The organism is Arthrobacter jinronghuae, from assembly GCF_025244825.1.
GTDB lineage: Bacteria > Actinomycetota > Actinomycetes > Actinomycetales > Micrococcaceae > Arthrobacter_B > Arthrobacter_B jinronghuae.
On record NZ_CP104263.1, the window covers coordinates 1716357 to 1742874 of the forward strand.

Here is a 26518-nt window from a genome sequence, read left to right on the forward strand (position 1 = left end):
GGCGGGGCGTTTCTGCGTTAAGGTGTAGCCAGGTTTGGTGCGGGCAACGGGGGACATAAGGGCAAGGTGGGTACCGGAGGAAACACCATCCGTGTAAAGCCGGCGTAAACCGCCGTAGTCACTGCCCGCCTATAATTGAGCACATGCCAATTCTGCGCCTGGAGGGCGCCCTCCGTGAGCACCTGCCCGTCCCGCACCAGCATGGAGCCGCACTGTGAGCGGCGGGCTTGTCGCCCTGCTGGACGACGTCGCTGCACTGGCGCGCATAGCCGCGGCTTCCGTGGATGACATTGCTGCCGGAGCCGCGAAAGCGGGAGCCAAGGCCGCCGGCGTCGTCATCGATGATGCCGCCGTAACCCCGCAATACGTCTCCGGTGCCGACCCGTCCCGTGAACTGCCGATGATCAAAAAGATCTTCTGGGGGTCGCTCCGGAACAAGCTGCTGATCATCCTGCCGGCACTGCTGCTGATCAGCGCCTTCATTCCGGGAGTGATCCCGTTCATTCTTATGCTGGGCGGCACGTACCTCTGCTACGAGGGCGCGGAGAAGGTCTGGCACAAGTTCTTCGGCCACCACGAGGACAAAGAGGCGCCGGCGGTGGAGCGGGGGCCCGACGCCGAGTCCAAGGTGATCAAGGGAGCCATCACCACCGACTTCATCCTGTCCTGCGAGATCATGGTCATCTCCATGAACGAGGTGGGCGATGCGTCCATCTGGGTCCGGGCAATCATCCTCGTGGTGGTCGCCATTGCAATCACCATCCTCGTGTACGGGGCCGTGGGGCTGATCGTCAAAATGGACGACATCGGCCTGCACCTGGCCAAGAAGGACTCAGCAGGCTCCCAGCGCCTCGGCGGACTGCTGGTGAAGGGAATGCCTGCCGTGTTGGCAGCCATCACCTTCGTTGGAACCATCGCCATGCTCTGGGTGGGCGGGCACATCATGCTGGTAGGCGTCTCGGACCTCGGCTGGCACGCACCGTACGACCTGGTTCACACCCTTGAACATCCGGTAGCCGGTATTGCGGTTGTGGGCGGTTTCCTCTCCTGGCTCGTCAACACGCTCTGCTCGGCAGTGGTGGGACTGGCGTGGGGGCTGGTTGTTATGGCCGTTCTGCACCCGCTAAAGAAGGTCCTGCCGTTCGGCAAGAAAGACGGACATGAAGACGGTGAGGCCAGGGCGGCAGCAGCCGGGCACAGTTCGGGGAAACCCGACGTCGACCCCGCCGGCTAACCTGGACTCCTGTCTCAGGGGCGGCCTCCTTTGCTAAGGGGGCCGCCCCTTTTTGCGTGCGTGCGGGTTTTCGACAATCCGGGAGCAGACCGGGCAGCGTCAGGATCGCTCCCCGCGCCGGAACGTGACATGCGTGGTGCCGCTCGGTGCTGATTCCGAGGTGACCTGACAGTCCGCCTCCAGTCCGCGCAGGTCATCCCACAGCCGCACGCCGCGCCCCAGGATGATGGGGGCGATCGCGACGTGGAGATCATCAACGAGACCGGCCCGAAGAAAGTCGCGCACGGTCGACGCGCCCCCGCCGACCCGCACATCTCCGCCGCCGGCGGCCGCGGCGGCAGTATCCAGCGCCTTTTCGGGTGTTGCCGTGAGGAACTCGAAGGTGGTGCCTCCTGCCATTTCGAGCGGCTCCCGCGGATTGTGCGTCAGCACATAGACGGGAACGTGGAAGGGCGGGTCCTCGCCCCACCATCCGCGCCAGTCCGGGTCATCAGGGTTCGCATGCAACCCGAACATGCCTGCGCCCATAATCTCCGCGCCAATGTCTTCGAAGTAGAGCTCGGCATAGCGGTCGTCGACGCCGGTGGTTCCTTCGCCGCTTTCGTCGTGCAGCACCCGCTGACGGAAGGTGCGCGTGGCAGCGTAGGCGGCGGTGAGGCGCCCCCAGTCGTCGCCGAAGGGGTTCCCCGGAGTTTGGTCCGTTGTGGTGGCGAAGCCGTCGAGGGAGATGTTCAGGTCAACGCGGACACGGCTCATGGCTATCTCCTAGTCTGGCGGGCGAGAGAACCAGCGCGGTGGCCGAGAGAATGCGAGGCGTCTCAGCGGCGCAGGCGCAGCACCGTCCGGCACTAAGTTTGGAATGGCACACGCCCAAGATCCAGAGAGGGCAGGCGGACTGTCAATACCGCTGCCCGAAATATCATGGCCCGGCCGCGCGTTCGCCGCGCGTTCGCCGCGACAAGCCGCCAGGCAACTATGCCTTCCCAGATGTGTCTTCGTCATTCGTTGTAACGGGCTTATCCGGGCGTCTTCACCGTTGGTTGTCACGGGCTTACCCGGGGTGTCTTCACCGTTGGTTGTACAGATAACGGGCTTACCGGCGGGGAATGGGCCCATTATCTGTACAACGAGCGCTTAGCGCCCGACCTGCGGCCAGCGGATTCGGGCACCGCACCGCCAAATGGTCAGTCCGGCGGCGTGGAGATCCCGCGGAGAACGCCGCGAACAAACGGGAAAGGGAGAGCTAAAGCCCGATTTCCGCGCTCTCCAGCAGCGCGACGGCGTCCGGCTGGCCCTCGTACATCACCAGCGCATGCCCGGTCCGGCCGTGCGCGTGCAGCAGCAGCTCGCAGGGCTCGCCGACAATCGCCACCGACACCGGAGCGCGCTTGGCCACATGCCGGGGACCGTCCGGGCGGACCAGTACAATGCCCAGGTCCACGCCGCGGTACAGGATGGCCGCGCGCTTGATCAGCTCGGCCCACAGGGCGTCCGAATAGTCAGAGTCCAGCGCACGCGGCGCCCAGCGGTCCGAGGCACGCCGAATGTCTTCGGTGTGCACAAAGTACTCGCTCAGGTTGGCGCTGTTGTCCACGGCTTTGAGGTGCATGGGGGAGAGCCGCGGCGGGCCGGCACGGAAGGCGCGGACCAGCTTGGCGTAGCTCTCGGTGGTGGACGCCTTCTGCGCAGTTTCCTCCAGCGCCTTGTCCGCGCGTGCGGCAAGGGGCTTGATGAACGCGCCCAGGGCAGCACTCATCCGGTGCTCGCGCAGATAGAGGTGAGCTGCGAGCTCCTTGGTCTGCCACCCCTCGCAAAGCGTGGGTGCATTGGGCCCGGCTGCAAGCAGCGTCTCGGCCAGGACTTCACGGGACGGATCAACGAAATGCATCACTGCTGAAACTAGCATGGAACCCCGTCTTTTGCCGGGGCTGCGGCACCAAAAGAACGTGTAAGGCGGCGTTTTTCCGTCGGGCAGTAGAATCGGTAGCGATGCTTCCCACACCTTCCCCCCAGAATCCGCCGGCTTCCCTCGATCCCGAGCTCGCCGCGTCCTTGAAGCGCGACGACGCCGGGCTGGTGGCCGCCGTCATCCAGCAGTACGACACCAACCAGGTCCTGATGCTCGGCTGGATGGATGACGAAGCCCTGCACCGCACCCTGACCTCGGGCCGGGTGACCTTCTGGTCCCGCTCCCGGAAGGAATACTGGCGCAAGGGGGACACCTCCGGACACGTGCAGTGGGTGAAGTCCGTGGCCCTCGACTGCGACGGCGACGCCCTGCTGGTCCGTGTGGACCAGGTGGGGGCGGCCTGCCACACCGGCACCCGCACCTGCTTCGACGGCCGTGAGCTGCCCGCCGTCGTCGGCGCCGCCTAACCCGCCGCCTAAACCCGCTCCACCCACCTCGTAGGGAAGAAGTAGGAACCACACCATGCAGGATCTAGGAGCCATCCGCCCCACCCTGGACGAATTCCGGGCCCTGGCACGCGACCGCCGGGTGATTCCCGTGCGCCTGACAGTCCTGGCGGACGCGCACACCCCCATCGGCATCTACCGCAAACTCACCAACGGCGAGGCCGGCACCTTCCTGATGGAATCGGCCGCGTCCGGCGGCGTCTGGTCCCGCTACTCCTTCATCGGCGCCCGGTCCCGCGCCACCCTGACCACCCTGGACGGGCAGGTCCGCTGGCTGGGCGAGCCGCCCGCCGGTGTTCCGCTGGACGGCAGCCCGGTCGAGGCCCTGGCCCGCACCGTGGACCTGCTGGCCACCGACCGATTCGACGAGCTGCCTCCGTTCACCTCCGGCATGGTCGGCTTTGTCGGCTGGGAAACCGTGCGGCACTGGGAAAAGCTGCCCAACCCGCCGGCCGATGACCTGGACCTGCCGGAGATGGCGATGAACCTGGTCTCGGACATGGCCATCCACGACAACAGCGACGGCACCGTCACGCTGGTGGCCAATGCGATCAACTTCGACGGCTCCGATGAGCGCGTGGATGAGGCGTGGCACGACGCCGTGGCCCGCGTCCGGTCGATGCTCGGCCGGCTCGCGGGATCCGCACCGCAGGCCGTTTCCGTGCTGGCTCCGGGAACCGCCGTCGACGTCGCCGCCAACGTGAAGGAAAGCTGGCCCAAGCCCGACTACACCCGGGCGGTGAAGCGCGGCAAGCAGGCCATTGTCGACGGCGAGGTTTTCCAAGTGGTCATCTCGCGCCGCTTCGAGGCCGAATGCCGCGCCGAGGCGCTCGACGTCTACCGGGTGCTGCGCAACACCAATCCCAGCCCGTACATGTACCTGTTCAACTTCGAGGACGCGCACGGCAACCCGTTCAACGTGGTGGGCTCATCCCCGGAAGCGCTCGTCACCGTGACCGGCCGCGACGTGATCACCCATCCGATCGCCGGCTCCCGGCCCCGCGGCAAGACCCAGGAACAGGACCGGGCCCTGGCCGAGGAACTGCTGGAGGACGAGAAGGAGCGGGCCGAACACCTGATGCTGGTGGACCTGGCCCGCAACGACCTCTCCAAGGTCTGCCGGCCCGGCAGCATCGACGTCACCCAGTTCATGGAGGTGGAGCGGTTCAGCCACATCATGCACCTGGTCTCCACCGTCGTCGGCCGGCTCGCGGACGCGTCCACCGCCTATGACGTGCTGGCCGCGACCTTCCCGGCCGGTACGCTGTCCGGCGCGCCGAAGCCCCGCGCCCTGCGGCTGCTGGACGAAGTGGAACCGCACCGCCGCGGCATTTACGGCGGGGTAGTGGGCTACCTCGACTTCGCCGGAGACATGGACATGGCCATCGCCATCCGCTCCGCGCTGCTGCGCGACGGCAAGGCGTACGTCCAGGCCGGCGGCGGCATCGTCAACGACTCCGACCTCGAAGCCGAAGCGCAGGAAACCGTCAACAAGGCGGCCGCTCCGCTGCGGGCCGCCCTCCTCGCCGGATCGCTGGAGACCGTCGCGGCAACTCCCGCCGGAACCCCCGCCGGCACCATCGCACAGGAAGCAGACAAGTGAGCACCACCACCCCCCGCTGGCAGCGCAAGGGCATCGTCATCATGGTGACCGTCCTGCTGGCGGCACTGGCCTTCGGCACCACCACCCGCACCTGGCTGAACGTCACCCTGCCCGCCGCGAACGTCGTCACGCCCGACGTCGCCGTCTCGGGCAGCGATGCCGCCACCGCCGTCACCGCGTTTGCCGTGGTGGGAGTGGCCGCCGCCCTGGCCGCCGGAATCGCCGGACGGATTGCCCGCTGGATCATCAGCGTCATCATCGTGGTTTCCGGCGTCGGAGTGGCCGTGGCCAGCTCCCGGATTATCAGCGACCCCCTCCAGGGCGCTGCCGGCGCCATCGGCAAGGCCATCGGCGTCAGCTCCGCCGAGGGTACTCAGGTGGAACTGACGCCCATGCCCTACGCCGCACTGGCCATCGGCATCCTCATTGCCCTCGCGGGTATCTGGTTAGCCCTCGCGGGCCGGCACTGGACGACGTCGCGCCGTTACGCCCCCACGGCCGAGCCCGGCGACGCGGCTCCGGACACCGGTGCCGCTGCTGAAGGCACCGGTGCCGCGCCCGGCACCAGCCCGGATGCACGCAACCCCAAGGACGCCGCGGCAGGCCCGCCCGTCGATGAAATCGACAGCTGGGACCGGCTCACCCGCGGCGAGGACCCGACGGACCCCAAGTAGGTTCCCCCCACAGCCACCAGATTGGGCCGAACACCGGCGCAATGTGTGAAAGGGTTTCCGCCCAGTAATGGCAGAATGGAAACCAGATTCGTTAACGAGGAGATTCAGCATGAGCACAAACACCGAACAGCACCTGGAAGCCGGTCAGGAAAACGAGGGCGAAAGCCACGCCAGCATCCACGATGAAACCATCGGGCACGGCAACACCCCCGCAGCCTGGACCTGCGTGCTGATCATGATCGTCGGCGCCGCTGTGTCTTCCGTTGCCTACATCATGGCCAGCTACGTCGGCTTCTTCGCCGGCATCGCCGTGATGCTGGTCGGCCTGCTGGTCGGCTTCATCATGCGCAAGGCAGGCTACGGCGTCAACGGATCGAAGCTGAAGAACAGCAGCCACTGAGTGAGCGTTCTCGACGACATCATTGCCGGCGTTCGGGAAGACCTTTCCGAACGCCGGCAGAATGTCTCGCTCGAGGAGGTCCGCGGGCAGGCGCTGCAGGCCCCGGCACCGCTGGACGCCTACGCAGCACTGGGCGGAAACGCGGAACCCCGCACCGAACTGCGGGTCATCGCGGAGGTCAAGCGCAGCAGCCCCTCCAAGGGTGAACTCGCGGACATCGCCGACCCCGCTTCCCTCGCCGCAGCGTATGAGCGCGGGGGAGCAGCCGTCATCAGCGTCCTCACCGAACAGCGCCGCTTCCGCGGATCCCTGGCGGACCTGGACACGGTGCGGGCCGCCGTCGGCATCCCCGTGCTGCGCAAGGACTTCACCGTCGACGAGTACCAGATATGGGAAGCCCGTGCCCACGGCGCAGACCTGATCCTGCTCATTGTCGCGGCACTGGAGGACGAGCAGCTGCGCAGCTTCCTGGACCTCACACACGAGCTGGGCATGAACGCCCTCGTCGAGACCCACACCGCCGAAGAAGTGGACCGGGCCCTGGCCCTGGGTGCACGGATCATCGGCATCAACGTGCGCAACCTGAAGACCCTCGACGTCGACCGTTCGGTTTTCGCCTCCCTGGCCGGCGGCATTCCCTCCGGTCCGGTGGTGATCGCCGAATCCGGCGTCCGTGACGTTGCCGACGTCGAGCACTACGCTTCCAACGGAGCCAACGCCGTGCTGGTGGGCGAAGCCCTCGTGAAGCACGCATCCCCGGCCGAAACCATCGGCGAATTCACCGCCGTCGGCGCCAAGGCTCTTACCGCCCGCGCCCGGCACCACGGTGAAAGCTGACCCATAGCACCAACTCCCTGTCCGGGCAGGAACGGCCCGGGCTCAAGCAGGACAGGACACAAAGCCCATGATCGGGAAGTCGGAACAGGCACAGGCAGCCGGTGCTGCCGCGGAAACCGGAACCGGAAGCGTTACGGAGGCCTTCCTGAACGGGGAAGTTCCCTCCCTGCGGCACGCGTCCGGTCCGTACTTCGGCGAGTACGGCGGCCGATGGATGCCCGAATCCCTGATCGCGGCGCTGGATGAACTGGAAGACACCTTCGAGAAGGCCAAGGCCGATCCGGAGTTCACCGCCCAGGTTGCCGACCTGAACAAAAACTACTCCGGCCGCCCGTCCCTGCTCACCGAGGCCAAGCGCTTCTCCGAGCACGCCGGCGGGGTGCGGATCTTCCTCAAGCGCGAAGACCTCAACCACACCGGATCCCACAAGATCAACAACGTCCTGGGCCAGGCCCTGCTTGCCAAGCGGATGGGCAAGACCCGCGTGATCGCGGAAACCGGTGCCGGCCAGCACGGCGTCGCCAGCGCCACCGCAGCAGCACTGCTCGGCCTGGAATGCGTGGTCTACATGGGGGCCGAGGACTGCCGCCGCCAGGCACTGAATGTGGCCCGGATGGAACTGCTCGGCGCGAAGGTCATCCCGGTGACCAACGGTTCCCAGACCCTGAAGGACGCCATTAACGAGGCCCTGCGGGACTGGGTCGCGAACGTGGACAACACCCACTACCTGCTCGGCACCGCCGCTGGCGCGCACCCCTTCCCTGCCATGGTCCGCTACTTCCACGAAGTGATCGGCGAAGAGGCCCGCGCCCAGATGCTGGAGCAGGCCGGCCGGCTGCCGGACGCAGTGTGCGCCTGCATCGGCGGCGGTTCCAACGCCATAGGCATTTTCCACGGCTTCCTGGATGATCCCGAAGTGAAGATCTACGGCTTCGAGGCCGGCGGCGACGGCGTCGAAACCGGCCGCCACGCCGCCACCATCACCCTGGGCCGACCCGGCGTGCTGCACGGCGCCCGCTCCTACCTCATGCAGGACGACGACGGCCAGACGATCGAATCGCATTCCATCTCCGCCGGCCTGGACTACCCGGGCGTCGGACCCGAACACGCCCACCTGGCCGACATCGGGCGGGTCAGCTACGAGCCGATCACCGATGCCGAAGCCATGGACGCCTTCCAGTTGCTCTGCCGCACCGAGGGCATCATCCCCGCGATCGAGTCCGCACACGCCCTGGCCGGTGCCATCAAGGTGGGCCGGCGGCTCGCCGAAGAGGCCGGCTCCGATGGAAATGTTTCCGAGAAGATTGTCCTGGTGAACCTTTCCGGCCGCGGGGACAAGGACGTGGCCACCGCCGCCGAATGGTTCAACCTGCTGGACGAGCGCTCAGCCGAAGCCGAGATCGGCAAAGAAGGGGAACAGCTTTGAGCACCGAGGTAATGCAGAGCAAGTCCGCGGCCGCGATTGACCGGGCCGCCGCCGAGGGGCGTGCAGCGCTCATCGGCTACCTGCCCGCCGGATTCCCCACCGTGGAAGCCACCATTGCCGCAGGCATTGCCCTGGCGGAAAACGGTGCCGACCTGATCGAAATCGGCATCCCGTATTCCGACCCGGTGATGGACGGCCACGTCATCCAGGCCGCCACCACCCAGGCGCTGGCGGACGGCTTCCGTGTGGCGCAGGTGTTCGACGTCGTTGCCGGCATCACGGCAGCCACCGACGCTGCCGTGCTCGTGATGACCTACTGGAACCCGGTAGTCCGGATGGGTGTGGACGAGTTCTCCCGCCGCCTGGCCGAAGCCGGGGGAGCGGGCCTGATCACGCCGGACCTGGTCCCGGATGAAGCCTCCGAATGGCTGGAAGCCTCCGACAAGTACGGCCTGGACCGCGTATTCCTGGTCGCCCCGTCCTCCACGCCGGCCCGGATGAAGACCACCGTGGCCGCCAGCCGCGGCTTCGTCTACGCCGTGTCGATCATGGGCGTCACCGGCGCCCGCGACAGCGTCAGCGACGCCGCCCAGAGCGTGGTCAGCGCCGCCCGCGAGGCCGGCGCCGAACGCGTCTGCGTCGGACTGGGTGTCTCCCGGGCCGAACACGTGAAGGAAATCGGCGCCTATGCCGACGGCGTCATCGTGGGCACCGCCCTGGTGGCCGCCCTGCGCGACGGCGGCACGGACGCCGTCGCAACCCTTACCCATGACCTCAGTACCGGAACTCCGAAGGCCAGCAAATGAACCCGATGTCCGTGTACGCCAGCATCCCCAGCCCGCCTGCCGATTTCAGCAGCTTCTCGCTGGGGCCGCTGACCATCCACGCGTACGCGCTGTGCATCCTGGCCGGCATCCTCCTCGCCCTGTGGATGACCTCGCGGCGCTGGAACGCCCGCGGACTGCCCGCAGACGCGGTCTGGGACATCTCCATCTGGGCCATCCCGTTCGGCATCATCGGCGGCCGGCTCTACCACGTGTTCTCCTCCCCGGACGCCTACTTCGGCCCGGACGGGGACCTGTCCCTTATTCCGCAGATCTGGCTCGGCGGGCTGGGCATCTGGGGTGCGGTGGCCCTGGGCGCCGTCGGTGCCTGGATCGGCTGCCGCCGTGCCGGCATCAAGCTGTCCACGTTCGCCGACGTCGGCGCTCCCGGTCTGCTGCTGGCCCAGGCCGTGGGCCGCTGGGGCAACTGGTTCAACCAGGAACTGTTCGGCTCCGAAACGGATGCGCCCTGGGGCCTGGAAATCGACGCGGACAACGCCAACTTCCCCGACGGCGCCGCACCCGGCACCACCTTCCACCCCACGTTCCTCTACGAGTCCCTCTGGAACCTGGCCGGCGTTGCCCTGCTCCTGCTGCTTGACCGCCGCTTCCGGCTCCGCGGCGGCCGCCTGTTCTGGATCTACGCCGCGTTCTACACCGCCGGACGGCTCTGGATTGAGCTCCTGCGCATTGACGATGCCGAAATGATTACGCTGCTCGGCGTCACACAACGCCTCAATGTCTGGACCAGCCTGCTGATCCTGATCGCCTCCATCGCGATGTTCATTTACCTGACTTTCAAGGCCCGCAAGGGCGGGGAAGGCTCGCTTTACCTGCCGGGCCACGAACCCGCACCTCAGGACGGTATTACGGCTTCGGATAACAAGAACGAAACAGAAGCCGGGAATGCGGAATCGGCATCAGCTGAACGCCCCGTGCGTGCTAATCTCGCAGAGACAAAAACCGAGGAGTCCCCTCCTCACCGGTCCAAGAACAACGGACCTTCTGCCTGACCCTCCGGGTTACCCTCGAAGGCGCTGCAGGCGGAGCCACATTGACGTGGCGCCAGACGGCTGCAGCACCGGGACACCCCTCCGGAAAAGCGGCGGTTAACGGCACCAAAGATTCCCAGTAAAACCGGATCAGTTTCCGGGTTTACCGGGGTGAAGTGAGCCGTAAAATCAATCAACGCCGCGGAGCGTCCCTCGTGGATTCCCGCAGGGGCCAGCGCTGTCCCCTCCCAACGCTCTACAAGGGGGAAGGACTCACTTCTTATGACTGATTCCCTGTCTGCTTTTCCGGACACCGTGGTGTCACCGTTCACCCGCTTCGCCGCGCTCCCGGAGGATTCCGGCCTGTACCGCGCCGAGAATGAAAAGGACGCCTGCGGCCTGGCCGTTATTGCCACCTTGCGGGGCGAGCCCACCCACGGGATTGTCGACGCCGCCCTGGCAGCCCTGCGCAACCTCGAACACCGCGGTGCCGTGGGCGCCGATGAAGGCACCGGCGACGGCGCCGGCCTCCTGACCCAGGTCCCGGACGAATTCTTCCGCGCAGTAGTGGACTTTGAACTTCCCGCGGCCGGAGGCTACGCCGTCGGCACCGCCTTCCTGCCCACCGAGGACCGGGAGCAGCTGACCGCACGCGCCGGCGTCGAGCTCATTGCCGCCAGCGAGGGCCTGCGGGTGCTGGGCTGGCGCGAGGTGCCCATCGTTGCCGAACTCGTGGGAGCGATGTCCCGCGCCTGCATGCCGCACTTTGTCCAGGTGTTCCTGGCCCCCGAAGAGGGGATCGGAACCGAGGACCTGGACGCCCGGGCCTTCCGCGTCCGGAAGCGTTCGCAGAACAAGTTCGGGGTGTATTTCCCCTCGCTGTCCTCTCGGACCATGGTCTACAAGGGCATGGTGACCACCGCGCAGCTGGAACCGTTCTTCCCGGACCTGTCCGACCCGCGGTTCAAGACCCGGCTGGGCATTGTCCACTCCCGCTTTTCCACCAACACGTTCCCGTCCTGGCCGCTGGCGCAGCCGTTCCGCGCCATCGCGCACAACGGTGAGATCAACACGGTCAAGGGCAACCGGAACTGGATGCGCGCCCGGCAGTCGCAGATGAAGAACCCGCTGCTGGGACAGACCCCGGAAGAGCTCTTCCCCATCTGCACCCCCGGCGCTTCGGACTCCGCGTCCTTCGACGAGGTGGCCGAACTGCTGATGCTCTCCGGCCGGCCCATCACCCACGCGATCATGATGATGATCCCGGAGGCCTGGGAAAACCACGCAACCATGGACCCGGCCCGCCGGGCGTTCTACCAGTACCACTCCATGCTGATGGAACCGTGGGACGGTCCGGCCGCCGTGTCCTTCACCGACGGAGTGCAGGTAGGCGCGGTGCTGGACCGCAACGGGCTGCGCCCCGCCCGCTACTGGGTGACCGACGACGGCCTGGTGGTCCTGGCCTCCGAAGTGGGCGTGGTGGACATTGACCCCGCCAAGGTGGTCCGCAAGGGCCGCGTCTCCCCGGGCAAGATGTTCCTGGTGGACACCGCCGAGGGCCGGCTGATCGAAGACGAAGAGATCAAGGCCGAGGTCGCCGCCGCCAACCCGTGGGCGGAATGGGTGAAGGAAAACCAGGTCCGCCTGGAGGAACTGCCCGAACGTGAGCACGTGCTGCACACCAAGGCGTCGATCAACCGCCGGCAGCGGACCTTCGGCTACACGGTGGAGGAACTGCGGATCCTGCTGGGCCCGATGGCCCGCACCGGCGCCGAACCGCTGGGCGCGATGGGCTCCGACACCCCCATCGCCGTGCTCTCCAAGCGGCCGCGGCTGCTCTTCGACTACTTTGTGCAGTCCTTCGCCCAGGTCACCAACCCGCCGCTGGATTCCATCCGCGAGGAACTGGTCACCTCCCTGCAGGCCTCGATTGGCCCCAATGGAAACCTGCTGTCCCTGAAGCAGGTGAAAACCAGCCAGGTTGCGTTGAAGTTCCCGGTGATCAACAACGACGAGCTCGCCAAGATCGCCAACCTCACGGACGACGACGGCGACCGGATAGCGCTCAAGGTCCGCGGCCTCTACCGCCCCGAAGGCGGCGAAGCCGAACTGCGGGCAAGGATCAGCGAGATCTGCGAAAAGGTTTCGGGAGCAGTCAACCGCGGCGTGCAGTACATCGTGCTCTCGGACCGGGACTCCAACGCGCAGTGGGCACCCATCCCGTCCCTGCTGCTGCTCTCCGCAGTGCACAACCACCTGCTCAAGAGCGCCAACCGCACCAAGATCTCCCTGCTGGTGGAAGCCGGCGATGTCCGCGAGGTCCACCACGTGGCCCTGCTGATCGGCTACGGCGCCTCCGCCGTGAACCCGTACCTGGCCATGGAAAGCTGCGAGGAACTGGTCCGCAACGGCGACATCACCGGTGTCACCGGCGAAGAAGCCGTTGCCAACCTGATCAAGGGCCTGGGCAAGGGCGTCCTGAAGATCATGTCCAAGATGGGCATTTCCACTGTCGCGTCCTACTGCGGCGCGCAGACCTTCGAGGCGCTCGGCCTGGGCCAGGAACTGGTGGACGAGTTCTTCCACGGCACCCAAACCCAGCTCGGCGGCGTCGGGCTGGACGTGGTCGCCGCCGAAGCCGCTGCCCGGCATGCCGATGCGTACCCGAGCGACGGCGTGGAGGAACCGCACCGCGCCCTGGACAACGGCGGCGAATACCAGTGGCGCCGCGAAGGACCGCCGCACCTGTTCAACCCCGAGACGGTCTTCCGGCTGCAGCACGCCACCCGCGAACGCCGGTATGACGTGTTCAAGGCCTACACCAACGGCGTGAACGACCAGTCCCGGAACCTCATGACGCTGCGCGGGCTGCTGGACTTCCGCACCGGGGACCGCACACCCGTGCCGCTGGACGAGGTGGAGCCCGTCTCCAGCATCGTCAAGCGCTTCTCCACCGGAGCCATGAGCTACGGCTCCATCTCCCAGGAAGCACACGAAACGCTGGCCATCGCGATGAACCGCCTGGGCGCCAAGTCCAACACCGGTGAGGGCGGCGAAGACCCGGAACGGCTGCTGGACCCCGAGCGTAACTCGGCGATCAAGCAGGTGGCCTCCGGCCGGTTCGGTGTGACCAGCCTGTACCTGACCAACGCGCGGGACATCCAGATCAAGATGGCCCAGGGCGCCAAGCCCGGCGAGGGCGGCCAGCTGATGGCGCAGAAGGTTTACCCGTGGGTGGCCCGCACCCGCCACTCCACTCCCGGCGTCGGGCTGATCTCCCCGCCGCCGCACCACGACATCTACTCCATCGAGGACCTCGCCCAGCTGATTTATGACCTGAAGCGCTCCAACCCGAGCGCCCGGGTCCACGTGAAGCTGGTGTCCGAAGCCGGAATCGGCACCGTGGCGGCCGGCGTGACCAAGGCGAAGGCCGACGTCGTGCTGGTCTCCGGGCACGACGGCGGCACGGGCGCCTCGCCGCTGAACTCGCTCAAGCACGCCGGGGCTCCCTGGGAGCTCGGCCTGGCCGAAACCCAGCAGACCCTGATGCTCAACGGCCTGCGGGACCGGGTGGTGGTCCAGGTGGACGGCCAGCTCAAGACCGGCCGCGACGTCGTGATGGCGGCGCTGCTGGGCGGCGAGGAATTCGGTTTCGCCACCGCACCGCTGGTGGTCTCCGGCTGCGTGATGATGCGCGTCTGCCATCTGGACACCTGCCCGGTGGGCGTGGCGACGCAGAACCCCGAACTGCGGGCGCGCTTCACCGGCAAGCCGGAGTTCGTGGTGAACTTCTTCGAGTTCATTGCCGAAGAGATCCGCGAAATCCTGGCCGAGCTGGGCTTCCGGACCCTCGAAGAGGCCATTGGCCGCACCGAGCTGCTGGACACGCAGGCCGCCATCGACCACTGGAAGGCGGACGGCCTGGACCTGGAACCGATCCTGCGGGGACCCGAGGTGGACCCCGGCGCGCCGCTGCGGAACCTGGTGCAGCAGAACCACGAACTGGATCAGCACTTCGACAACAAGCTCATTGAGATGAGCGCCGACGCGCTGCAGAACCGGGCGCCGGTGCGGATTGCGCTGGATGTAGTCAACACCGACCGGTCCGTGGGCACCATGCTGGGGCACACCGTCACCAAGACCTTCGGCGTGGACACGCTGGCTCCGGACACCATCGACGTCACCCTCACCGGGCAGGCCGGGCAGTCGCTCGGCGCGTTCCTGCCTGCCGGGATCACCCTGCGGCTGTTCGGCGACTCGAACGACTACGTGGGCAAGGGCCTGTCCGGCGGCCGGATCATTGTCCGTCCGGACCGCGGCAACGTCTTCGCGGCGGAACGCAACGTCATTGCCGGCAACGTGATCGGCTACGGCGCCACCAGCGGCGAGATGTTCCTCAGCGGCCAGGTGGGCGAACGCTTCCTGGTCCGCAACTCCGGGGCCACCGCCGTCGTCGAAGGCATCGGCGACCACGGCTGTGAGTACATGACCGGCGGTCAGGCCCTGATCCTGGGACCCACGGGCCGGAACTTCGGCGCGGGTATGTCCGGCGGCACCGCGTTTGTGGTGGACCTGGAATCCGCCCGCGTCAACAAGGAGTCCCTGGAGCGCGGCGAGCTGCTACTCGTTGCCCCGGACGCCGAGGACGTCGACATCATCCGCGGGCTGCTGGTCCGGCACCTGGAGGAGACCGGCTCGGACCTGGCCCAGAAAATGCTGGAGAACTTCGAGGACACGGTTACCCGCATTACCAAGGTGCTGCCGCGGGATTACGCGGCAGTGCTCGGCGCCCGCGCCTCCGCCGCCGAAGCGGGACTCGATCCCGACGGCGCCGAGGCATGGAACAAGATTTTGGAGGTTACCGGTGGCTGATCCACGCGGATTCTTGAAGGTACGGGAGCGGGAAACCCAGCCGCGGCGTCCGGTGCCGGTGCGCATCATGGACTACAAGGAGGTCTACGAAGCGCAGGAAAAAGGTGTGCTGCAGGCCCAGGCCGGACGCTGCATGGACTGCGGCATCCCGTTCTGCCACCAGGGCTGCCCGCTGGGCAACCTCATTCCGGAGTGGAATGACCTGATGTGGCGGGACAAGGGTGCCGAGGCCATTGAACGGCTGCACGCCACGAACAACTTCCCGGAGTTCACCGGCCGGCTCTGCCCGGCGCCCTGTGAGGCCTCCTGCGTGCTGGGCATCAACCAGCCGCCGGTCACCATCAAGCAGGTGGAGGTCTCCATCATCGACGAAGCCTGGGGCGAGGGCTGGGTTACCCCGCATCCGCCGGAGCGGCTGACCGACCGGACCATCGCCGTCGTCGGCTCCGGCCCCGCCGGGCTGGCTGCCGCGCAGCAGCTCACCCGTGCCGGGCACACCGTGGCCGTGTACGAGCGGGATGACCGGATCGGCGGGCTGCTGCGGTACGGCATCCCGGATTTCAAGATGGAAAAAATCCAGGTGGACCGCCGGCTGGAGCAGATGCGCGCCGAAGGCACCCGCTTCCGCACCGGCGTCGAAGTGGGCAAGGACATCAGCTGGGAGCAGCTGCGCCGCCGCTACGACGCCGTGGTGATCGCCACCGGCGCCACCGTTCCGCGGAACCTGCCGATCCCGGGCCGGGAGCTGTCCGGCGTGCATTTCGCCATGGATTACCTGGTGCAGTCCAACCGTGCCGTGGCCGGGGACAGCGTGAAGAACCAGATCAGCGCCGAGGGTAAGCACGTAGTCATTCTCGGCGGCGGCGACACCGGGGCGGACTGCCTCGGGACGGCGCACCGCCAGCAGGCTGCCTCGGTGACCACCCTGGCGATCGGCCAGCAGCCGCCCGCCGAGCGGGCCGCGCACCAGCCGTGGCCGATGTACCCGACGCTGTTCGAGATGGCCAGCGCCCACGAGGAAGGCGGGGAACGCACGTTCCTGGCGTCCACCGTTGAGTTCGTGGGGGAGGACGGGAAGCTCACCGGGGTGAAGGTGGCTGAGACCGAATTCGTGGATGGAAAGCGGCTGCCGAAGGCCGGTACGGAGCGGATTATTCCGGCGGACCTGGTGTTCCTGTCCCTGGGCTTCACCGGCCCGGAGCCGGCCGGCTTGGCCGAGCAGGTCTCCGCGGAGTTCGACGACCGCGGCAACGTGGCCCGCGACGGCTACTACATGACCGGAACCCCGGGGGTCTTCGCCGCCGGTGACGCCGGGCGTGGACAGTCCCTGATTGTCTGGGCCATCGCCGAAGGCCGGGCCGCTGCGGCTGCCGTAGACCAGTGGCTGATGGGATCGACCCGCCTGCCCGCACCGGTGGCGCCGACGGACCGGGCCATCACGGTGCTGTAGAAAACCGCATAAACAAAGCAGGCGTCGGAGACTTTCCGGCGCCTGCTTTATTGCGCCGGCCTGCTTCCGAAGTCCGGTAGGGTGTCGGTGCACACATACACAAGCACGCTTATGTTGGGGGACAGAAATATGTGGATTGCTTTCACGACGATGGTCGTGTGCGCGGTGTTCGGCTTCGGGGGCGCCGTGCTGGTGATGTATCTGGTGAAGGCCCGGCAACTCAAGCGGCACCCGCTGCGCCCGCAGATGGAGGTCCGGTTTAGTCCGAGGGGGCTCATCGGTCTGGCCCTGCTCGTTGGGGTCATGTTGCTGACCGTGTGCCTGGGTTTGTTCCTCGTGGTCTATCGGGGCGTGCCCACCTATGCCGTCTCCGTCGCAGCCATATTGGTGGCCACGGTGGTCCGTCCCCTGTACCTTTCCAAGGCCGGACTGCCTTTCGTGTTGGCCGAGATCGGTGCAGAGCTCAATCCCAAGCCCGTTCCCGCGCCGGCTCCCGGGGGAGTGGCGGCCCCGCCCCAGTACCCGGGATTCGCCAACGCGGCGCCGCAGTACAACGCCCCGGCGGGTTACACCGCTCCGCCTGCGCCGGGACCCGGCAAGCAGTAGGCCGCGCCGTCTGAGCCCGGAGATCACCCACGTGATCTCCGGGCTTTTTCTTTGCCGAAAACCTTTTGCGGCGTCGGTACTTAGTGTTACTGTCTACTGGTAGATAGCACTACTAGGTAGATAGACGGCTCCATGGGTAAGCAGATGACGGAGATGCTTAAGGGGACCCTCGAAGGCATCATCCTGGGGATCCTCGCCGTTTCGCCCGCCTACGGTTACGACATCACCGCGCGGCTGCGTGAGCAGGGCTTCACCGAGATTGCCGAGGGAACCGTGTATGCGCTCCTGGTCCGGATCGAGAAACGCGGACTTGTCGACGTCGAGAAGGTTCCCTCGGAAAAGGGACCGCCGCGGAAGGTCTACACCTTGAACACCCAGGGCGCCGAGTACCTCGATGAGTTCTGGGGAACCTGGGGCTTCCTGGCTTCCCGGATCGAACAACTCCAACAGCTTGTTAAGCACCCGCACGAAGGAGACCCATCATGACCGCCAAATGGATAGAGCTGGTCACGGGACCATTGGAGGAAAAAAGGCGCTGGCGCAGGTTCAAGCAGCGCAAGGAACAACTGCCCGCCGGATACCGAAGGGCCATGGACGGCCTCGAACGCTACTTCATGTATGCGGCGCCGATTGCGAAGGGCGATGTTTACGTCCAGATGCTCGAAGACCTTGTTGATCTGGTTGAGCGTGCCGCTGTTGACGGCACTCCGGTCCGCAGCATTGTCGGAGAGGATCCGGTGGAGTTCGCGGAGGCCTTCATTGCGAATTACGCGGACGGCCAGTGGATCGACAAGGAGCGCAGGCGCCTTGTCGAGACCATCGACCGGTCCGCCGAAGAGGTATAAAAACACCGGATTGGAGACCGGATATGTATACCGACCAAACCCTCGAACCTGCCATCCGGGTACAGGGCATCAAGAAATCCTTTCGGGATCTGCAGGTGCTGCGCGGCGTCGACTTTGACGTGACTGCCGGCAGCATCTTCGCGCTGCTGGGCTCCAACGGAGCGGGCAAGACAACGCTGGTGCGGATCCTGTCAACGCTGTTGAAGGCCGACGACGGTACGGCCGCAGTGGACGGGTTCGACGTCGCCGCCCGTCCGGGGGACGTGCGGCGGTCGATCAGCCTGACCGGGCAATTCGCCGCAATCGACGAAGTGCTGACAGGCCGGGAGAACCTGGTCCTTATCGCGAAGCTCCGCCACCGGAAGGACCCGGGCTCGGTCGCGGATGACATGCTGGCCCGTTTCGCTCTCACCGACGCGGGGAACCGGAAGGCTGGGGCGTACTCCGGCGGTATGCGCCGCCGGCTGGATATCGCCATGAGCCTGGTGGGGAACCCGAAAATCATCTTCCTTGACGAGCCGACGGCGGGCCTGGATCCGCAGGCGCGCAACGAGGTGTGGAAAACCATCCGGGAGCTTGCCGACGGCGGCACGACGGTGCTGCTCACCACGCAGTACCTCGACGAGGCGGAGCAGCTTGCGGACCGGATCGGGATCCTGCACCGGGGCGTCATCATCCAGAACGGGACCCTGGTTGAACTGCAGCAACTCCTGCCGCCGGCGAAGGCCGAGTACGTCACAAAACAGCCGTCCCTCGAGGACGTCTTCCTCGCCCTCACCGGCGACACCGGTGAGGACACAGCGCCCCGGGAGGGACTTCCCCCGGCGCAGCAGAAAGAGGGAAACCGATGACCACCCAGATGTTTCATGACACCGCCGCCCTCACCGGCCGCTCCCTGCGCCACGTCCTCCGCAGTCCGGACACGATTATTACGACGGCGGTTACGCCGGTCGCGCTGATGCTGATGTTTGTGTACGTTTTCGGCGGCGCCATCAGCACCGGATCGGGGGAGTCCTACATCAACTACACACTGCCCGGCATCCTGCTGATCACCGTTGCCTCCGGCGTGGCCTACACCGCCTACCGTTTGTTCCTTGATCGGCAGGGAGGAATGTTCGAACGCTTCCAATCGATGCCCATTTCGCGCTCCGGTGTGCTCTGGGCACACGTCCTCACCTCCGTGAGTGCGAACCTGGCCTCGCTCGCGCTCGTCATCGGCGTGGCCCTGATCGCGGGGTTCCGCACCGGTGCGTCGCCGGCGGCGTGGCTCGCCGTCGTCGGCATCCTGGTCCTGTTCACCCTCGCCCTGACGTGGCTGGCCGTGATTGCCGGGCTGGGCGCGAAGACAGTGGAGGGCGCGAGTGCGTTCAGTTACCCGCTGATTTTCCTGCCGTTCATCAGCTCGGCGTTTGTGCCCACCAGCACCATGCCCGGGCCGGTGGCGTGGTTTGCCGAGAACCAGCCCGTGACTTCCATTGTGGACACCCTCCGGGCAATGCTTGCCCAGGAACCCGTCGGCAGCGATTTCTGGGTCGCACTTCTCTGGCTGGTCGGCATTCTGGGCCTCGCCTACGCCGGTGCCACGGCCATTTACCGGCGTCGGGTGAACTAAACGGGGCTGGGGGCGTGCACAGATTCCCACCCCGGCTGGCCGGCATACCGCCTACCGACGCCCGGAATCCTTGGCCTTTCCCGCTTTCTGGGAATCTGTGCACGCCACCCCACTACCCGTAGGGGGCAACAGGTGCATGGCAGTGCCTCCCGGCTCTGGTTCCGGCCGCGCAGACGGCCCCGTCCCATGCGCAAACTGCCGAGGGAGACTAGGCTAGAAGTATGAGACGCGCAAAGATTGTTGCCACATTTGGACCAGCGATCGCCAGCTATGAAAATACCGTAGCGGTTCTTCGCGCGGGCGTGAATGTCGCCCGTATGAATATGAGCCACGGCGACCACTCCGTACACAACGCCACGTACGAAAACGTGCGCAAGGCCTCCGCCGAGCTGGGGATGCCCGTGGGCATCTTCGCCGACCTCCAGGGCCCCAAGATCCGGCTCGGCCGGTTCACCGAGGAACCCCACTTCCTGAACGTGGGCGATACCTTCACCATCACCACTGATGACATTCCCGGCACCAAGGAAATCTGCTCCACCACGTACAAGGGCCTGCCCGGCGACGTGAAGGCGGGCGACTTCCTGCTGATTGACGACGGCAAGGTCAAGCTGCGTGCCGTTGAGGTGACCGCCAACAACGTTGTCACCGAGGTAGTAGTGCCGGGCAAGGTGTCGAACAACAAGGGCATCAACCTCCCCGGCGTAGCCGTCAACGTTCCGGCACTGAGCGAAAAGGATGAGGACGACCTCCGCTGGGCCATGCGCCGCGGCGTCGACATGGTTGCCCTTTCCTTCGTCCGCAACGCCGGCGATATTTCCCGCGTGCACGAGATCATGGACGAGGAAGGCCGCCGCGTGCCGGTCATCGCCAAGATCGAGAAGCCGCAGGCCGTGGAGAACCTCGAAGAGATCATCGACGCGTTCGACTCCATCATGGTTGCCCGCGGTGACCTCGGCGTCGAACTGCCGCTCGAAGAGGTTCCGATCGTGCAGAAGAAGGCCATTGAACTGGCCCGCCGCTGGGCCAAGCCCGTCATTGTGGCCACCCAGGTGCTCGAATCCATGATCGACAACCCCCGCCCGACCCGTGCCGAGGCCTCCGACTGCGCCAACGCCGTACTCGACGGCGCGGACGCCGTCATGCTCTCGGGTGAAACCTCGGTGGGTTCCTACGCGATCGAAACCGTCGAAACCATGGCCCGGATCATTGAGTCCACCGAACAGCACGGCCTGAACCGCGTTCCGCCGCTGGGCTCCAAGCCGCGGACCCGCGGCGGCGCCATCACCCGTGCAGCAGTGGAGATCTCCGACCAGCTGGATGCGAAGTACATCTGTACCTTCACCCAGTCCGGCGACTCCGCCCGCCGCCTCTCCCGCCTGCGTCCGTCCAAGCCGGTATTTGCGTTCACCCCCGTGGAGGACACTTACCGCTACATGACGCTGTTCTGGGGCGTGGCCCCCATGCTCGTGGAGTTCGCCGAGCACACCGACCAGATGACCGCCCAGGTGGACCGCACCCTGCTCGAAGAGGGCCTGGTGGAAGACGATGACCTGGTGGTTATCGCTGCCGGTTCGCCTCCCGGACAGGCGGGCTCCACCAACAGCATCAAGGTGCACCGCGTGGGCGACATCGCCGACGCAGGCCAGCGCGCTGACGGCCAGGAGCGGGTCAAGGAAAAGGTCGGCCCGTGGCCGGTCAAGGAAAGCAAGAAGGGCCAGGCCAAGGCCATCTAGGTTTCCGGCTTCCCTGCACTAAAAGGAAAGGTCCCGTCCGATTGGACGGGACCCTTCTTTTTGGTTCCTGCGGGGGAGTAGGTGCTAGTTGACCTGGTTGATGATGGTCTCGGCAACTTCGCGCATGCTCAGCCGGCGGTCCATGGAGGTCTTCTGGATCCAGCGGAAGGCCTCGGGTTCGGTGAGGCCCATCTTGGTGGTCAGCAGCGACTTGGCGCGCTCGACCAGCTTGCGGGTGGCGAACTGTTCCTTCAGGTCGGTGACCTCGGCTTCGAGGGCCTTGATCTCCTCGTGGCGGGACAGGGCGATCTCGATGGCGGGAATCAGGTCCGCGGGGGTGAAGGGCTTGACCACGTAGGCCATGGCGCCGGCCTCGCGTGCACGCTCCACCAGTTCCTTCTGGCTGAACGCTGTCAGCAGCACCACGGGGGCAATGCGTGCCTTGACGATCTGTTCGGCGGCCGTGATGCCATCCATCAGCGGCATCTTGACGTCCATCAGGACCAGGTCCGGCTTCAACTCGTTGGCCAGCTGGACGGCCTTCTCACCGTTGTCCGCCTCGCCCACGACGTCGTAACCCTCGCCGGTGAGGATCTCGACAATGTCCAGACGGATCAGGGTCTCGTCTTCGGCGACGAGTACACGGCGGGCCGGGCTGTTGGACGGCGCGGTGTTGGCAGACGCAGCGTTGGTCGACGCGGCGGGCGCGGACTCGGTGGACTCAGACACAGATGGCTCCTCAGATACGGTCTCTCCCGCCGGCAGACCGGCGGTTCACACAATCAGCGTATCCGCATGTAGAGTAGTTTTGCGCTCAACACGGTAAGTACTAGTGCTTCGTGACGCAGGGCACGCCCGAATGGCGGAATTGGCAGACGCGCTGCACTCAAAATGCAGTATCGAAAGGTGTGTGGGTTCGAGTCCCACTTCGGGCACCAGCTTGTTGCAGACGGAAACACCCCGGTCTTCGGACCGGGGTGTTTTCTTTTGTCTTTAGCGGCGGCGTTTCAGGCGGCGGGGGTCTGGGGGAAGGCGCGAAGGCTTCGTTCCGCGACGGCCTGAAGTTCTGAACGGGTGGCGCCGCCAGCCGCCTGGACGGCGATGCCGGCCGCCACCGCTGCGAGATAGCGGGCGAGATCAGCCGGGTCCTCGGCTGCGGAGAGGTTTCCGTCCTCGATGGCCTGCCGGAAACGCTCGCTGAAGCGGGCCTCTCCTGCCCTGCGGCTGGCTGCGAGGAAGTCGATGATGCGCTGGTCCTCCGGATTGCCGGCGAGCCCGCCCTGGATCGAGAGGCAGCCGGCGGGGCGTTCGGGCCGGGTGACGGCCTCCACGTTCGAGCGCAGGTAATGCGCAGCAACCTCGTACGCTGTGGGCTGGCCGAGGGCTTCGTCGACGTAGGCCATATCGACCCGGGCATATCTCGCGATGGCCTGGCGGAACGTCTCTTCCTTGTTTCCGAATGCGGCATACAGGCTGGGGCGGCTGATCCCCATGGCACGGGTTAGGTCGCTCAAGGTCGTTCCTTCGTAACCCTGACGCCAAAACACGTCCACGGCGCGTTCAAGTGCTTTGTCGACGTCGAACTCCCGCGGCCTGCCCCGAACTGCCATTTTGCCCTGCCTCTTTCCGCTCCGCTCGACACTGCCCCCGGTCCAGCTTAACGGCTAGCCAGTAGGGTTTATGCCCCGATTCCGCGGTCATGCTACCGGTTGGAACAAAATTAGGCGGCGGGAATAACCACGAGGGAAACCCGTTATCTGTACCGTACGGAATACAAAACAACCTTCACCCCACCGCTACGGACACCGAACGGGCAGACCGGCCACCACTACCGGCAGCCCCTGGCCAACGGAGAAACACTATGAACAGCACGCCCGTCGATCTTGGCAGCGTAGGAATCTGGAGCATCGAACTCGGCGGGGCGGAACCGGCCACGGCAGCCGAGGCCGCAGCCGAGCTCCACTCACAGGGCTGGGGCGCCATCTGGCTCGTGGGTGCAGGGGGTCACGGTCTGTGGGATTCGGCGGAACGGATCCTCCAGGCCGGTACGCAGGCGTCCGTCGCCTTTGGTGTTCTGAGTATCTGGGGCCGGGACGCCGAGATCGCCTCCGGTGAGCATGGCCGCCTGACCCGTACGTTCGGACCCCGCGTTTTGAGCGGGTTCGGCGTCAGCAATCCCCATGCGGCCGCCGCCGTCGGCAAGGACTTCACCACTCCCGTCAGGGAAATGAACAGGTTCCTCGACATGCTGGACCGCTCGACGCCGACTATTCCGCAGTCGCAGCGGCTGCTCGGTGCCCTCGGGCCGCGGATGGTCGAACTCGCCGGCCGCCGTGCCGCGGGAATCCATCCGTTCCTCGTCACGGCCGAGTCCAATGCACTGAACCGGGAATCCATCGGCGCGGACGCGTTGATCGCACCCCACCTGGGCGTGGTCCTGGAGGAAGACCCGGCACGAGCACGGCAGATCGCCCGGGCCGGCGTGGGCATGTTCATCGGCTTCCCCGCCTACCAGGCCAACCTGCGCCGTCTCGGCTTCACCGACGCTGACCTCGTCCCGGGCGGAAGCGACCGCCTCATCGATGCGACGGTCGCATGGGGAAGCGTCGACCAGATCGCCGATCGCATCGCTGAGCACCATGCGGCAGGAGCTGACCACGTGGCCCTTCACGTCATGAGCGGCCAGCGGGGGCTGCCGACGGCTCAGTGGCGCGAACTTGCACCCCTGGCCCGCCGCTGACGCGGTGAGCCCCTGGGGTGTGCATCCGTACCCACCCCCGGGGGAATAATGTCGGACGCAGATTTCTTATCTGTACCGTAAGGAACATAATTACTGCCTAAGGAATCCACTCCATGTCTGTCAATACTTCCCTCGCCGGCAAGACCGCCCTCGTCACCGGTGGTGCCCGCGGTATCGGAGCCGGCATCGTCCGCGCACTGGCCGCCGAAGGGGCCACCGTGGCCCTCACCTATTCCTCCTCGGAGGACGCAGCCGAGACCCTCGTAACCGAGATCGCCGCCGCCGGGGGCAAAGCCCTGGCCATCCGCGCCGACAACTCCGATGCCGACACCGCCCGCCAGGGCGTCCGTGATGCCGTGGACGCCCTGGGCTCCCTGGATATCCTCGTCAACAACGCCGGTGCCGGCTGGTTCGAACCGTTCACCGACACCACGGACGAGCACATCGAGACCACCATCGACCTCAATATCCGCGGCACCGTCTACACCACCCAGGAAGCCCTCAAGCACCTTCCCGATAACGGCCGGATCATCACCATCGGTTCCAGCTCCGGGAAGGTCACCCTCTTCGCCGGCGGCACCATCTACGGCATGAGCAAGGCCGCCCTGGTCGGCTTCACCAAGGGTTTGGCCCGGGACCTGGGCGCCCGCGGCATCACAGCGAACGTGATCCAGCCCGGCCCGATCGACACCGACGGAAACCCCGCCGACGGGCCCTTCGGCGGCTACCTCGCCGGGCTGACCGCCCTGAACCGCTTCGGCACCCCCGCCGACGTCGGAGGCCTCGCGGCCTGGATCGCCAGCGACGCCGCGAACTTCATGACCGGTGAAAGCATCTCCATCGACGCAGGCTGGACCGCATAAACACACCACACGGAAACCCGGGCCGGGCCGGGACTTACAGGTCCCGGCCCGGCCGTTCCCGGCGGACACATCGAGCAGCCCCGGCGCGGCCGCCATCCCCTGAACGAACTGTCACAACCCGAGATGAGCCTTTCATGAACTCCAGCTCAGCCGCCCCGCAGGACGCCGCCCCGCCGCACCTGCATCCGCCCCGCACCCGGTCGCCCTGGTGGGGAGTGGCCTCCCTGTCCGTTGTCCTCTTTGCGATCGTGACCAGCGAATTCCTTCCAGCGAGCCTGCTCTCCCGCATGTCCTCGGACCTTGGCATCTCCGAAGGCCTCGCTGGCCAGGCCGTGACCGCCACTGCCGTCGCCGCGGCGGTGACCGGTCCGGCCATCGCGCTGGTGCTGCCGCGGCTTGACCGGCGGATCGCGCTGATCGGGCTTGTGGTCCTGGCGGCGGTGTCCAACCTCCTGGTCGCCCTAGCCCCGTCCTTCGCGGTGCTGTTGAGCGCGCGGCTCCTGCTCGGGGTGGCGGTCGGCGGGTTCTGGGCGCTGGCCATCGTCGTCGTCGCCACCCTCGTCAGCCGCGAAAGGATCGGCCGCGGCATGATGGTCGTCAACGTCGGCGTCTCCCTGGCCACCATCGTCGCCGTTCCCCTGGGGCTGGTGCTGGGGGAGCTGTGGGGCTGGCGCGCGCTGTTCCTGCTGGCGGCCGCCGCGAGCGTTGTGGGCCTCGTCCTCGCCGCGGCCTGGCTTCCGCCGGTCGCACCCGAGCCCTCGCCGGGCCGGGCCTTCCTGTTAACCCTCCGGTCGCCGTTGGTGATCGTCGGCATGGTCGGCATGTTCCTGATCGCCGGCGGACACTTCGCCGGTTACACCTACATCCGCCTCGCCGGTGACCTCGTCGCCGGGCTCAATGCGGAGGGATTCGCCCTGGCGCTGGCCGCCTTCGGCTTCGCCTCGTTCGTCGGAAACCTTGCCAGCGGCCCGGCCGCCGACGGCGCGCTCCACCGCTCCGTCGTCGTCATGGGGGCGGCGGTGGGTATCGCGACCATCATGTGGGCGACCCTTGGCAGCAGCCTGCCGGTTGCTGTTGCGGCCATCGTGCTTTGGGGGCTCGGGTTCGGCGCCATCCCCACCCTCATCCAGTCCTGGATGGCGCGGGCCCACCCCGAGAGCCTGGAATCGGTCTCCGGGGTCACCGTCGCTGCGTTCCAGCTGGCCATCGGCCTCGGCTCGGCGGTGGGCGGGGTGCTCGTTAACAGTTTTGACGTCCGGGCGGCGCTGGTCGCCGGTGGCGCAGCCGCCCTCCTGGGCGGTGTGCTGCTCGGAGTGGTCCGCACCCGCAGGCCCGGGGCCTAAGCCGCCGGCCCGCGCCCGACGGCTACACCTGAACCAGACTCTGAGTGGA

The 26518-nt window shown here is 66.5% G+C and carries 24 protein-coding genes and 1 tRNA gene; 21 read left to right on the forward strand and 4 right to left on the reverse strand.

Annotation, left to right across the window (positions count from 1 at the left end; translation table 11 throughout):
* The first annotated feature begins 214 nt into the window (after positions 1-214).
* Positions 215-1234, forward strand: a complete 1020-nt coding sequence (locus tag N2K98_RS08055; RefSeq protein WP_255865465.1) for a DUF808 domain-containing protein — start codon at positions 215-217, stop codon at positions 1232-1234.
* 99 nt (positions 1235-1333) lie between these two features.
* Here N2K98_RS08055 and N2K98_RS08060 read toward each other — a convergent pair whose 3' ends face one another.
* Positions 1334-1990 (reverse strand): dihydrofolate reductase family protein, encoded by a 657-nt coding sequence (locus N2K98_RS08060; RefSeq protein ID WP_255865467.1) that lies wholly within the window; start codon positions 1988-1990, stop codon positions 1334-1336.
* Positions 1991-2477: 487 nt separating this feature from the next.
* Positions 2478-3122, reverse strand: a complete 645-nt coding sequence (locus N2K98_RS08065) for a TIGR03085 family metal-binding protein (protein ID WP_255798167.1) — start codon at positions 3120-3122, stop codon at positions 2478-2480.
* A gap of 101 nt (positions 3123-3223) precedes the next feature.
* Between N2K98_RS08065 and hisI the strand changes: the two genes are divergently transcribed.
* The 16 genes from hisI (at position 3224) to pyk (ending at position 21523) form a co-directional block, all read left to right on the forward strand.
* Positions 3224-3610, forward strand: coding sequence for a phosphoribosyl-AMP cyclohydrolase (gene hisI / locus N2K98_RS08070; protein WP_255797883.1), 387 nt, complete (start codon positions 3224-3226; stop codon positions 3608-3610).
* Between the two features lie 55 nt (positions 3611-3665).
* Positions 3666-5252: an anthranilate synthase component I gene (locus N2K98_RS08075; protein WP_255865468.1), complete on the forward strand. Its 1587-nt coding sequence runs from the start codon at positions 3666-3668 to the stop codon at positions 5250-5252.
* On the forward strand, positions 5249-5926 hold the full coding sequence (locus N2K98_RS08080) for a Trp biosynthesis-associated membrane protein (RefSeq protein ID WP_255865469.1): 678 nt from the start codon (positions 5249-5251) through the stop codon (positions 5924-5926). The genes N2K98_RS08075 and N2K98_RS08080 overlap by 4 nt, the downstream gene beginning before the upstream one ends.
* A gap of 109 nt (positions 5927-6035) precedes the next feature.
* Positions 6036-6326, forward strand: a complete 291-nt coding sequence (locus N2K98_RS08085) for an HGxxPAAW family protein (protein WP_255797880.1) — start codon at positions 6036-6038, stop codon at positions 6324-6326.
* Positions 6327-7163: an indole-3-glycerol phosphate synthase TrpC gene (gene trpC / locus N2K98_RS08090; protein WP_255865470.1), complete on the forward strand. Its 837-nt coding sequence runs from the start codon at positions 6327-6329 to the stop codon at positions 7161-7163.
* A gap of 67 nt (positions 7164-7230) precedes the next feature.
* Complete coding sequence (gene trpB, locus N2K98_RS08095; protein WP_255797878.1) at positions 7231-8589, forward strand: tryptophan synthase subunit beta; 1359 nt, start codon at positions 7231-7233, stop codon at positions 8587-8589.
* Positions 8590-8600: 11 nt separating this feature from the next.
* Positions 8601-9395 carry a tryptophan synthase subunit alpha gene (gene trpA / locus N2K98_RS08100; protein WP_255865629.1) on the forward strand — a complete coding sequence of 265 codons (795 nt, stop codon included), beginning with the start codon at positions 8601-8603 and terminating at the stop codon, positions 9393-9395.
* Positions 9392-10426: a prolipoprotein diacylglyceryl transferase gene (gene lgt / locus N2K98_RS08105; protein ID WP_255865471.1), complete on the forward strand. Its 1035-nt coding sequence runs from the start codon at positions 9392-9394 to the stop codon at positions 10424-10426. Before trpA ends, lgt begins: the two co-directional genes overlap by 4 nt.
* Before the next feature lie 261 nt (positions 10427-10687).
* On the forward strand, positions 10688-15277 hold the full coding sequence (gene gltB / locus N2K98_RS08110; protein ID WP_255865472.1) for a glutamate synthase large subunit: 4590 nt from the start codon (positions 10688-10690) through the stop codon (positions 15275-15277).
* Complete coding sequence (locus N2K98_RS08115) at positions 15270-16727, forward strand: glutamate synthase subunit beta (protein WP_255865473.1); 1458 nt, start codon at positions 15270-15272, stop codon at positions 16725-16727. Before gltB ends, N2K98_RS08115 begins: the two co-directional genes overlap by 8 nt.
* Positions 16728-16856: 129 nt before the next feature.
* Positions 16857-17333 carry a hypothetical protein gene (locus N2K98_RS08120; RefSeq protein WP_255865474.1) on the forward strand — a complete coding sequence of 159 codons (477 nt, stop codon included), beginning with the start codon at positions 16857-16859 and terminating at the stop codon, positions 17331-17333.
* Positions 17334-17465: 132 nt separating this feature from the next.
* Complete coding sequence (locus N2K98_RS08125) at positions 17466-17819, forward strand: PadR family transcriptional regulator (protein ID WP_255865475.1); 354 nt, start codon at positions 17466-17468, stop codon at positions 17817-17819.
* On the forward strand, positions 17816-18178 hold the full coding sequence (locus N2K98_RS08130) for a DUF1048 domain-containing protein (protein ID WP_227933393.1): 363 nt from the start codon (positions 17816-17818) through the stop codon (positions 18176-18178). The genes N2K98_RS08125 and N2K98_RS08130 overlap by 4 nt, the downstream gene beginning before the upstream one ends.
* Positions 18179-18201: 23 nt before the next feature.
* Positions 18202-19029 carry an ABC transporter ATP-binding protein gene (locus tag N2K98_RS08135; protein ID WP_255865476.1) on the forward strand — a complete coding sequence of 276 codons (828 nt, stop codon included), beginning with the start codon at positions 18202-18204 and terminating at the stop codon, positions 19027-19029.
* Positions 19026-19790 carry an ABC transporter permease gene (locus N2K98_RS08140; RefSeq protein WP_255797872.1) on the forward strand — a complete coding sequence of 255 codons (765 nt, stop codon included), beginning with the start codon at positions 19026-19028 and terminating at the stop codon, positions 19788-19790. The genes N2K98_RS08135 and N2K98_RS08140 overlap by 4 nt, the downstream gene beginning before the upstream one ends.
* Before the next feature lie 221 nt (positions 19791-20011).
* Positions 20012-21523 (forward strand): pyruvate kinase, encoded by a 1512-nt coding sequence (pyk, locus tag N2K98_RS08145; protein WP_255797871.1) that lies wholly within the window; start codon positions 20012-20014, stop codon positions 21521-21523.
* 84 nt (positions 21524-21607) lie between these two features.
* Here pyk and N2K98_RS08150 read toward each other — a convergent pair whose 3' ends face one another.
* Entirely contained in the window at positions 21608-22252 is a 645-nt protein-coding gene (locus N2K98_RS08150) for an ANTAR domain-containing response regulator (RefSeq protein WP_255797870.1), read from the reverse strand.
* A 124-nt stretch (positions 22253-22376) separates the two neighbouring features.
* Here N2K98_RS08150 and N2K98_RS08155 point away from each other — a divergent pair.
* Positions 22377-22461 (forward strand) — tRNA-Leu (locus N2K98_RS08155).
* Positions 22462-22530: 69 nt separating this feature from the next.
* Here N2K98_RS08155 and N2K98_RS08160 read toward each other — a convergent pair.
* Positions 22531-23133 (reverse strand): TetR/AcrR family transcriptional regulator, encoded by a 603-nt coding sequence (locus N2K98_RS08160; protein WP_255865477.1) that lies wholly within the window; start codon positions 23131-23133, stop codon positions 22531-22533.
* A 251-nt stretch (positions 23134-23384) separates the two neighbouring features.
* Here N2K98_RS08160 and N2K98_RS08165 point away from each other — a divergent pair, with 251 nt between their 5' ends.
* The 3 genes from N2K98_RS08165 (at position 23385) to N2K98_RS08175 (ending at position 26469) form a co-directional block, all read left to right on the forward strand.
* Entirely contained in the window at positions 23385-24263 is an 879-nt protein-coding gene (locus N2K98_RS08165) for a TIGR03620 family F420-dependent LLM class oxidoreductase (protein ID WP_255865478.1), read from the forward strand.
* 113 nt (positions 24264-24376) lie between these two features.
* On the forward strand, positions 24377-25126 hold the full coding sequence (locus tag N2K98_RS08170; protein WP_255865479.1) for an SDR family NAD(P)-dependent oxidoreductase: 750 nt from the start codon (positions 24377-24379) through the stop codon (positions 25124-25126).
* A 134-nt stretch (positions 25127-25260) separates the two neighbouring features.
* Positions 25261-26469 (forward strand): MFS transporter, encoded by a 1209-nt coding sequence (locus N2K98_RS08175; protein ID WP_255865480.1) that lies wholly within the window; start codon positions 25261-25263, stop codon positions 26467-26469.
* Positions 26470-26518: the final 49 nt, after the last annotated feature.

What these genes read in the sequence shown, in the direction of transcription:
- N2K98_RS08060 (WP_255865467.1), bottom strand. Translation starts at nt 1,990, where the DNA reads ATGAGCCGTGTCCGCGTTGACCTGAACATCTCCCTCGACGGCTTCGCC.
- N2K98_RS08065 (WP_255798167.1), bottom strand. Translation starts at nt 3,122, where the DNA reads ATGCATTTCGTTGATCCGTCCCGTGAAGTCCTGGCCGAGACGCTGCTT.
- hisI (WP_255797883.1), top strand. Translation starts at nt 3,224, where the DNA reads ATGCTTCCCACACCTTCCCCCCAGAATCCGCCGGCTTCCCTCGATCCC.
- N2K98_RS08075 (WP_255865468.1), top strand. Translation starts at nt 3,666, where the DNA reads ATGCAGGATCTAGGAGCCATCCGCCCCACCCTGGACGAATTCCGGGCC.
- N2K98_RS08085 (WP_255797880.1), top strand. Translation starts at nt 6,036, where the DNA reads ATGAGCACAAACACCGAACAGCACCTGGAAGCCGGTCAGGAAAACGAG.
- trpB (WP_255797878.1), top strand. Translation starts at nt 7,231, where the DNA reads ATGATCGGGAAGTCGGAACAGGCACAGGCAGCCGGTGCTGCCGCGGAA.
- trpA (WP_255865629.1), top strand. Translation starts at nt 8,601, where the DNA reads ATGCAGAGCAAGTCCGCGGCCGCGATTGACCGGGCCGCCGCCGAGGGG.
- lgt (WP_255865471.1), top strand. Translation starts at nt 9,392, where the DNA reads ATGAACCCGATGTCCGTGTACGCCAGCATCCCCAGCCCGCCTGCCGAT.
- gltB (WP_255865472.1), top strand. Translation starts at nt 10,688, where the DNA reads ATGACTGATTCCCTGTCTGCTTTTCCGGACACCGTGGTGTCACCGTTC.
- N2K98_RS08120 (WP_255865474.1), top strand. Translation starts at nt 16,857, where the DNA reads ATGTGGATTGCTTTCACGACGATGGTCGTGTGCGCGGTGTTCGGCTTC.
- N2K98_RS08125 (WP_255865475.1), top strand. Translation starts at nt 17,466, where the DNA reads ATGGGTAAGCAGATGACGGAGATGCTTAAGGGGACCCTCGAAGGCATC.
- N2K98_RS08130 (WP_227933393.1), top strand. Translation starts at nt 17,816, where the DNA reads ATGACCGCCAAATGGATAGAGCTGGTCACGGGACCATTGGAGGAAAAA.
- N2K98_RS08135 (WP_255865476.1), top strand. Translation starts at nt 18,202, where the DNA reads ATGTATACCGACCAAACCCTCGAACCTGCCATCCGGGTACAGGGCATC.
- N2K98_RS08140 (WP_255797872.1), top strand. Translation starts at nt 19,026, where the DNA reads ATGACCACCCAGATGTTTCATGACACCGCCGCCCTCACCGGCCGCTCC.
- pyk (WP_255797871.1), top strand. Translation starts at nt 20,012, where the DNA reads ATGAGACGCGCAAAGATTGTTGCCACATTTGGACCAGCGATCGCCAGC.
- N2K98_RS08160 (WP_255865477.1), bottom strand. Translation starts at nt 23,133, where the DNA reads ATGGCAGTTCGGGGCAGGCCGCGGGAGTTCGACGTCGACAAAGCACTT.
- N2K98_RS08165 (WP_255865478.1), top strand. Translation starts at nt 23,385, where the DNA reads ATGAACAGCACGCCCGTCGATCTTGGCAGCGTAGGAATCTGGAGCATC.
- N2K98_RS08170 (WP_255865479.1), top strand. Translation starts at nt 24,377, where the DNA reads ATGTCTGTCAATACTTCCCTCGCCGGCAAGACCGCCCTCGTCACCGGT.
- N2K98_RS08175 (WP_255865480.1), top strand. Translation starts at nt 25,261, where the DNA reads ATGAACTCCAGCTCAGCCGCCCCGCAGGACGCCGCCCCGCCGCACCTG.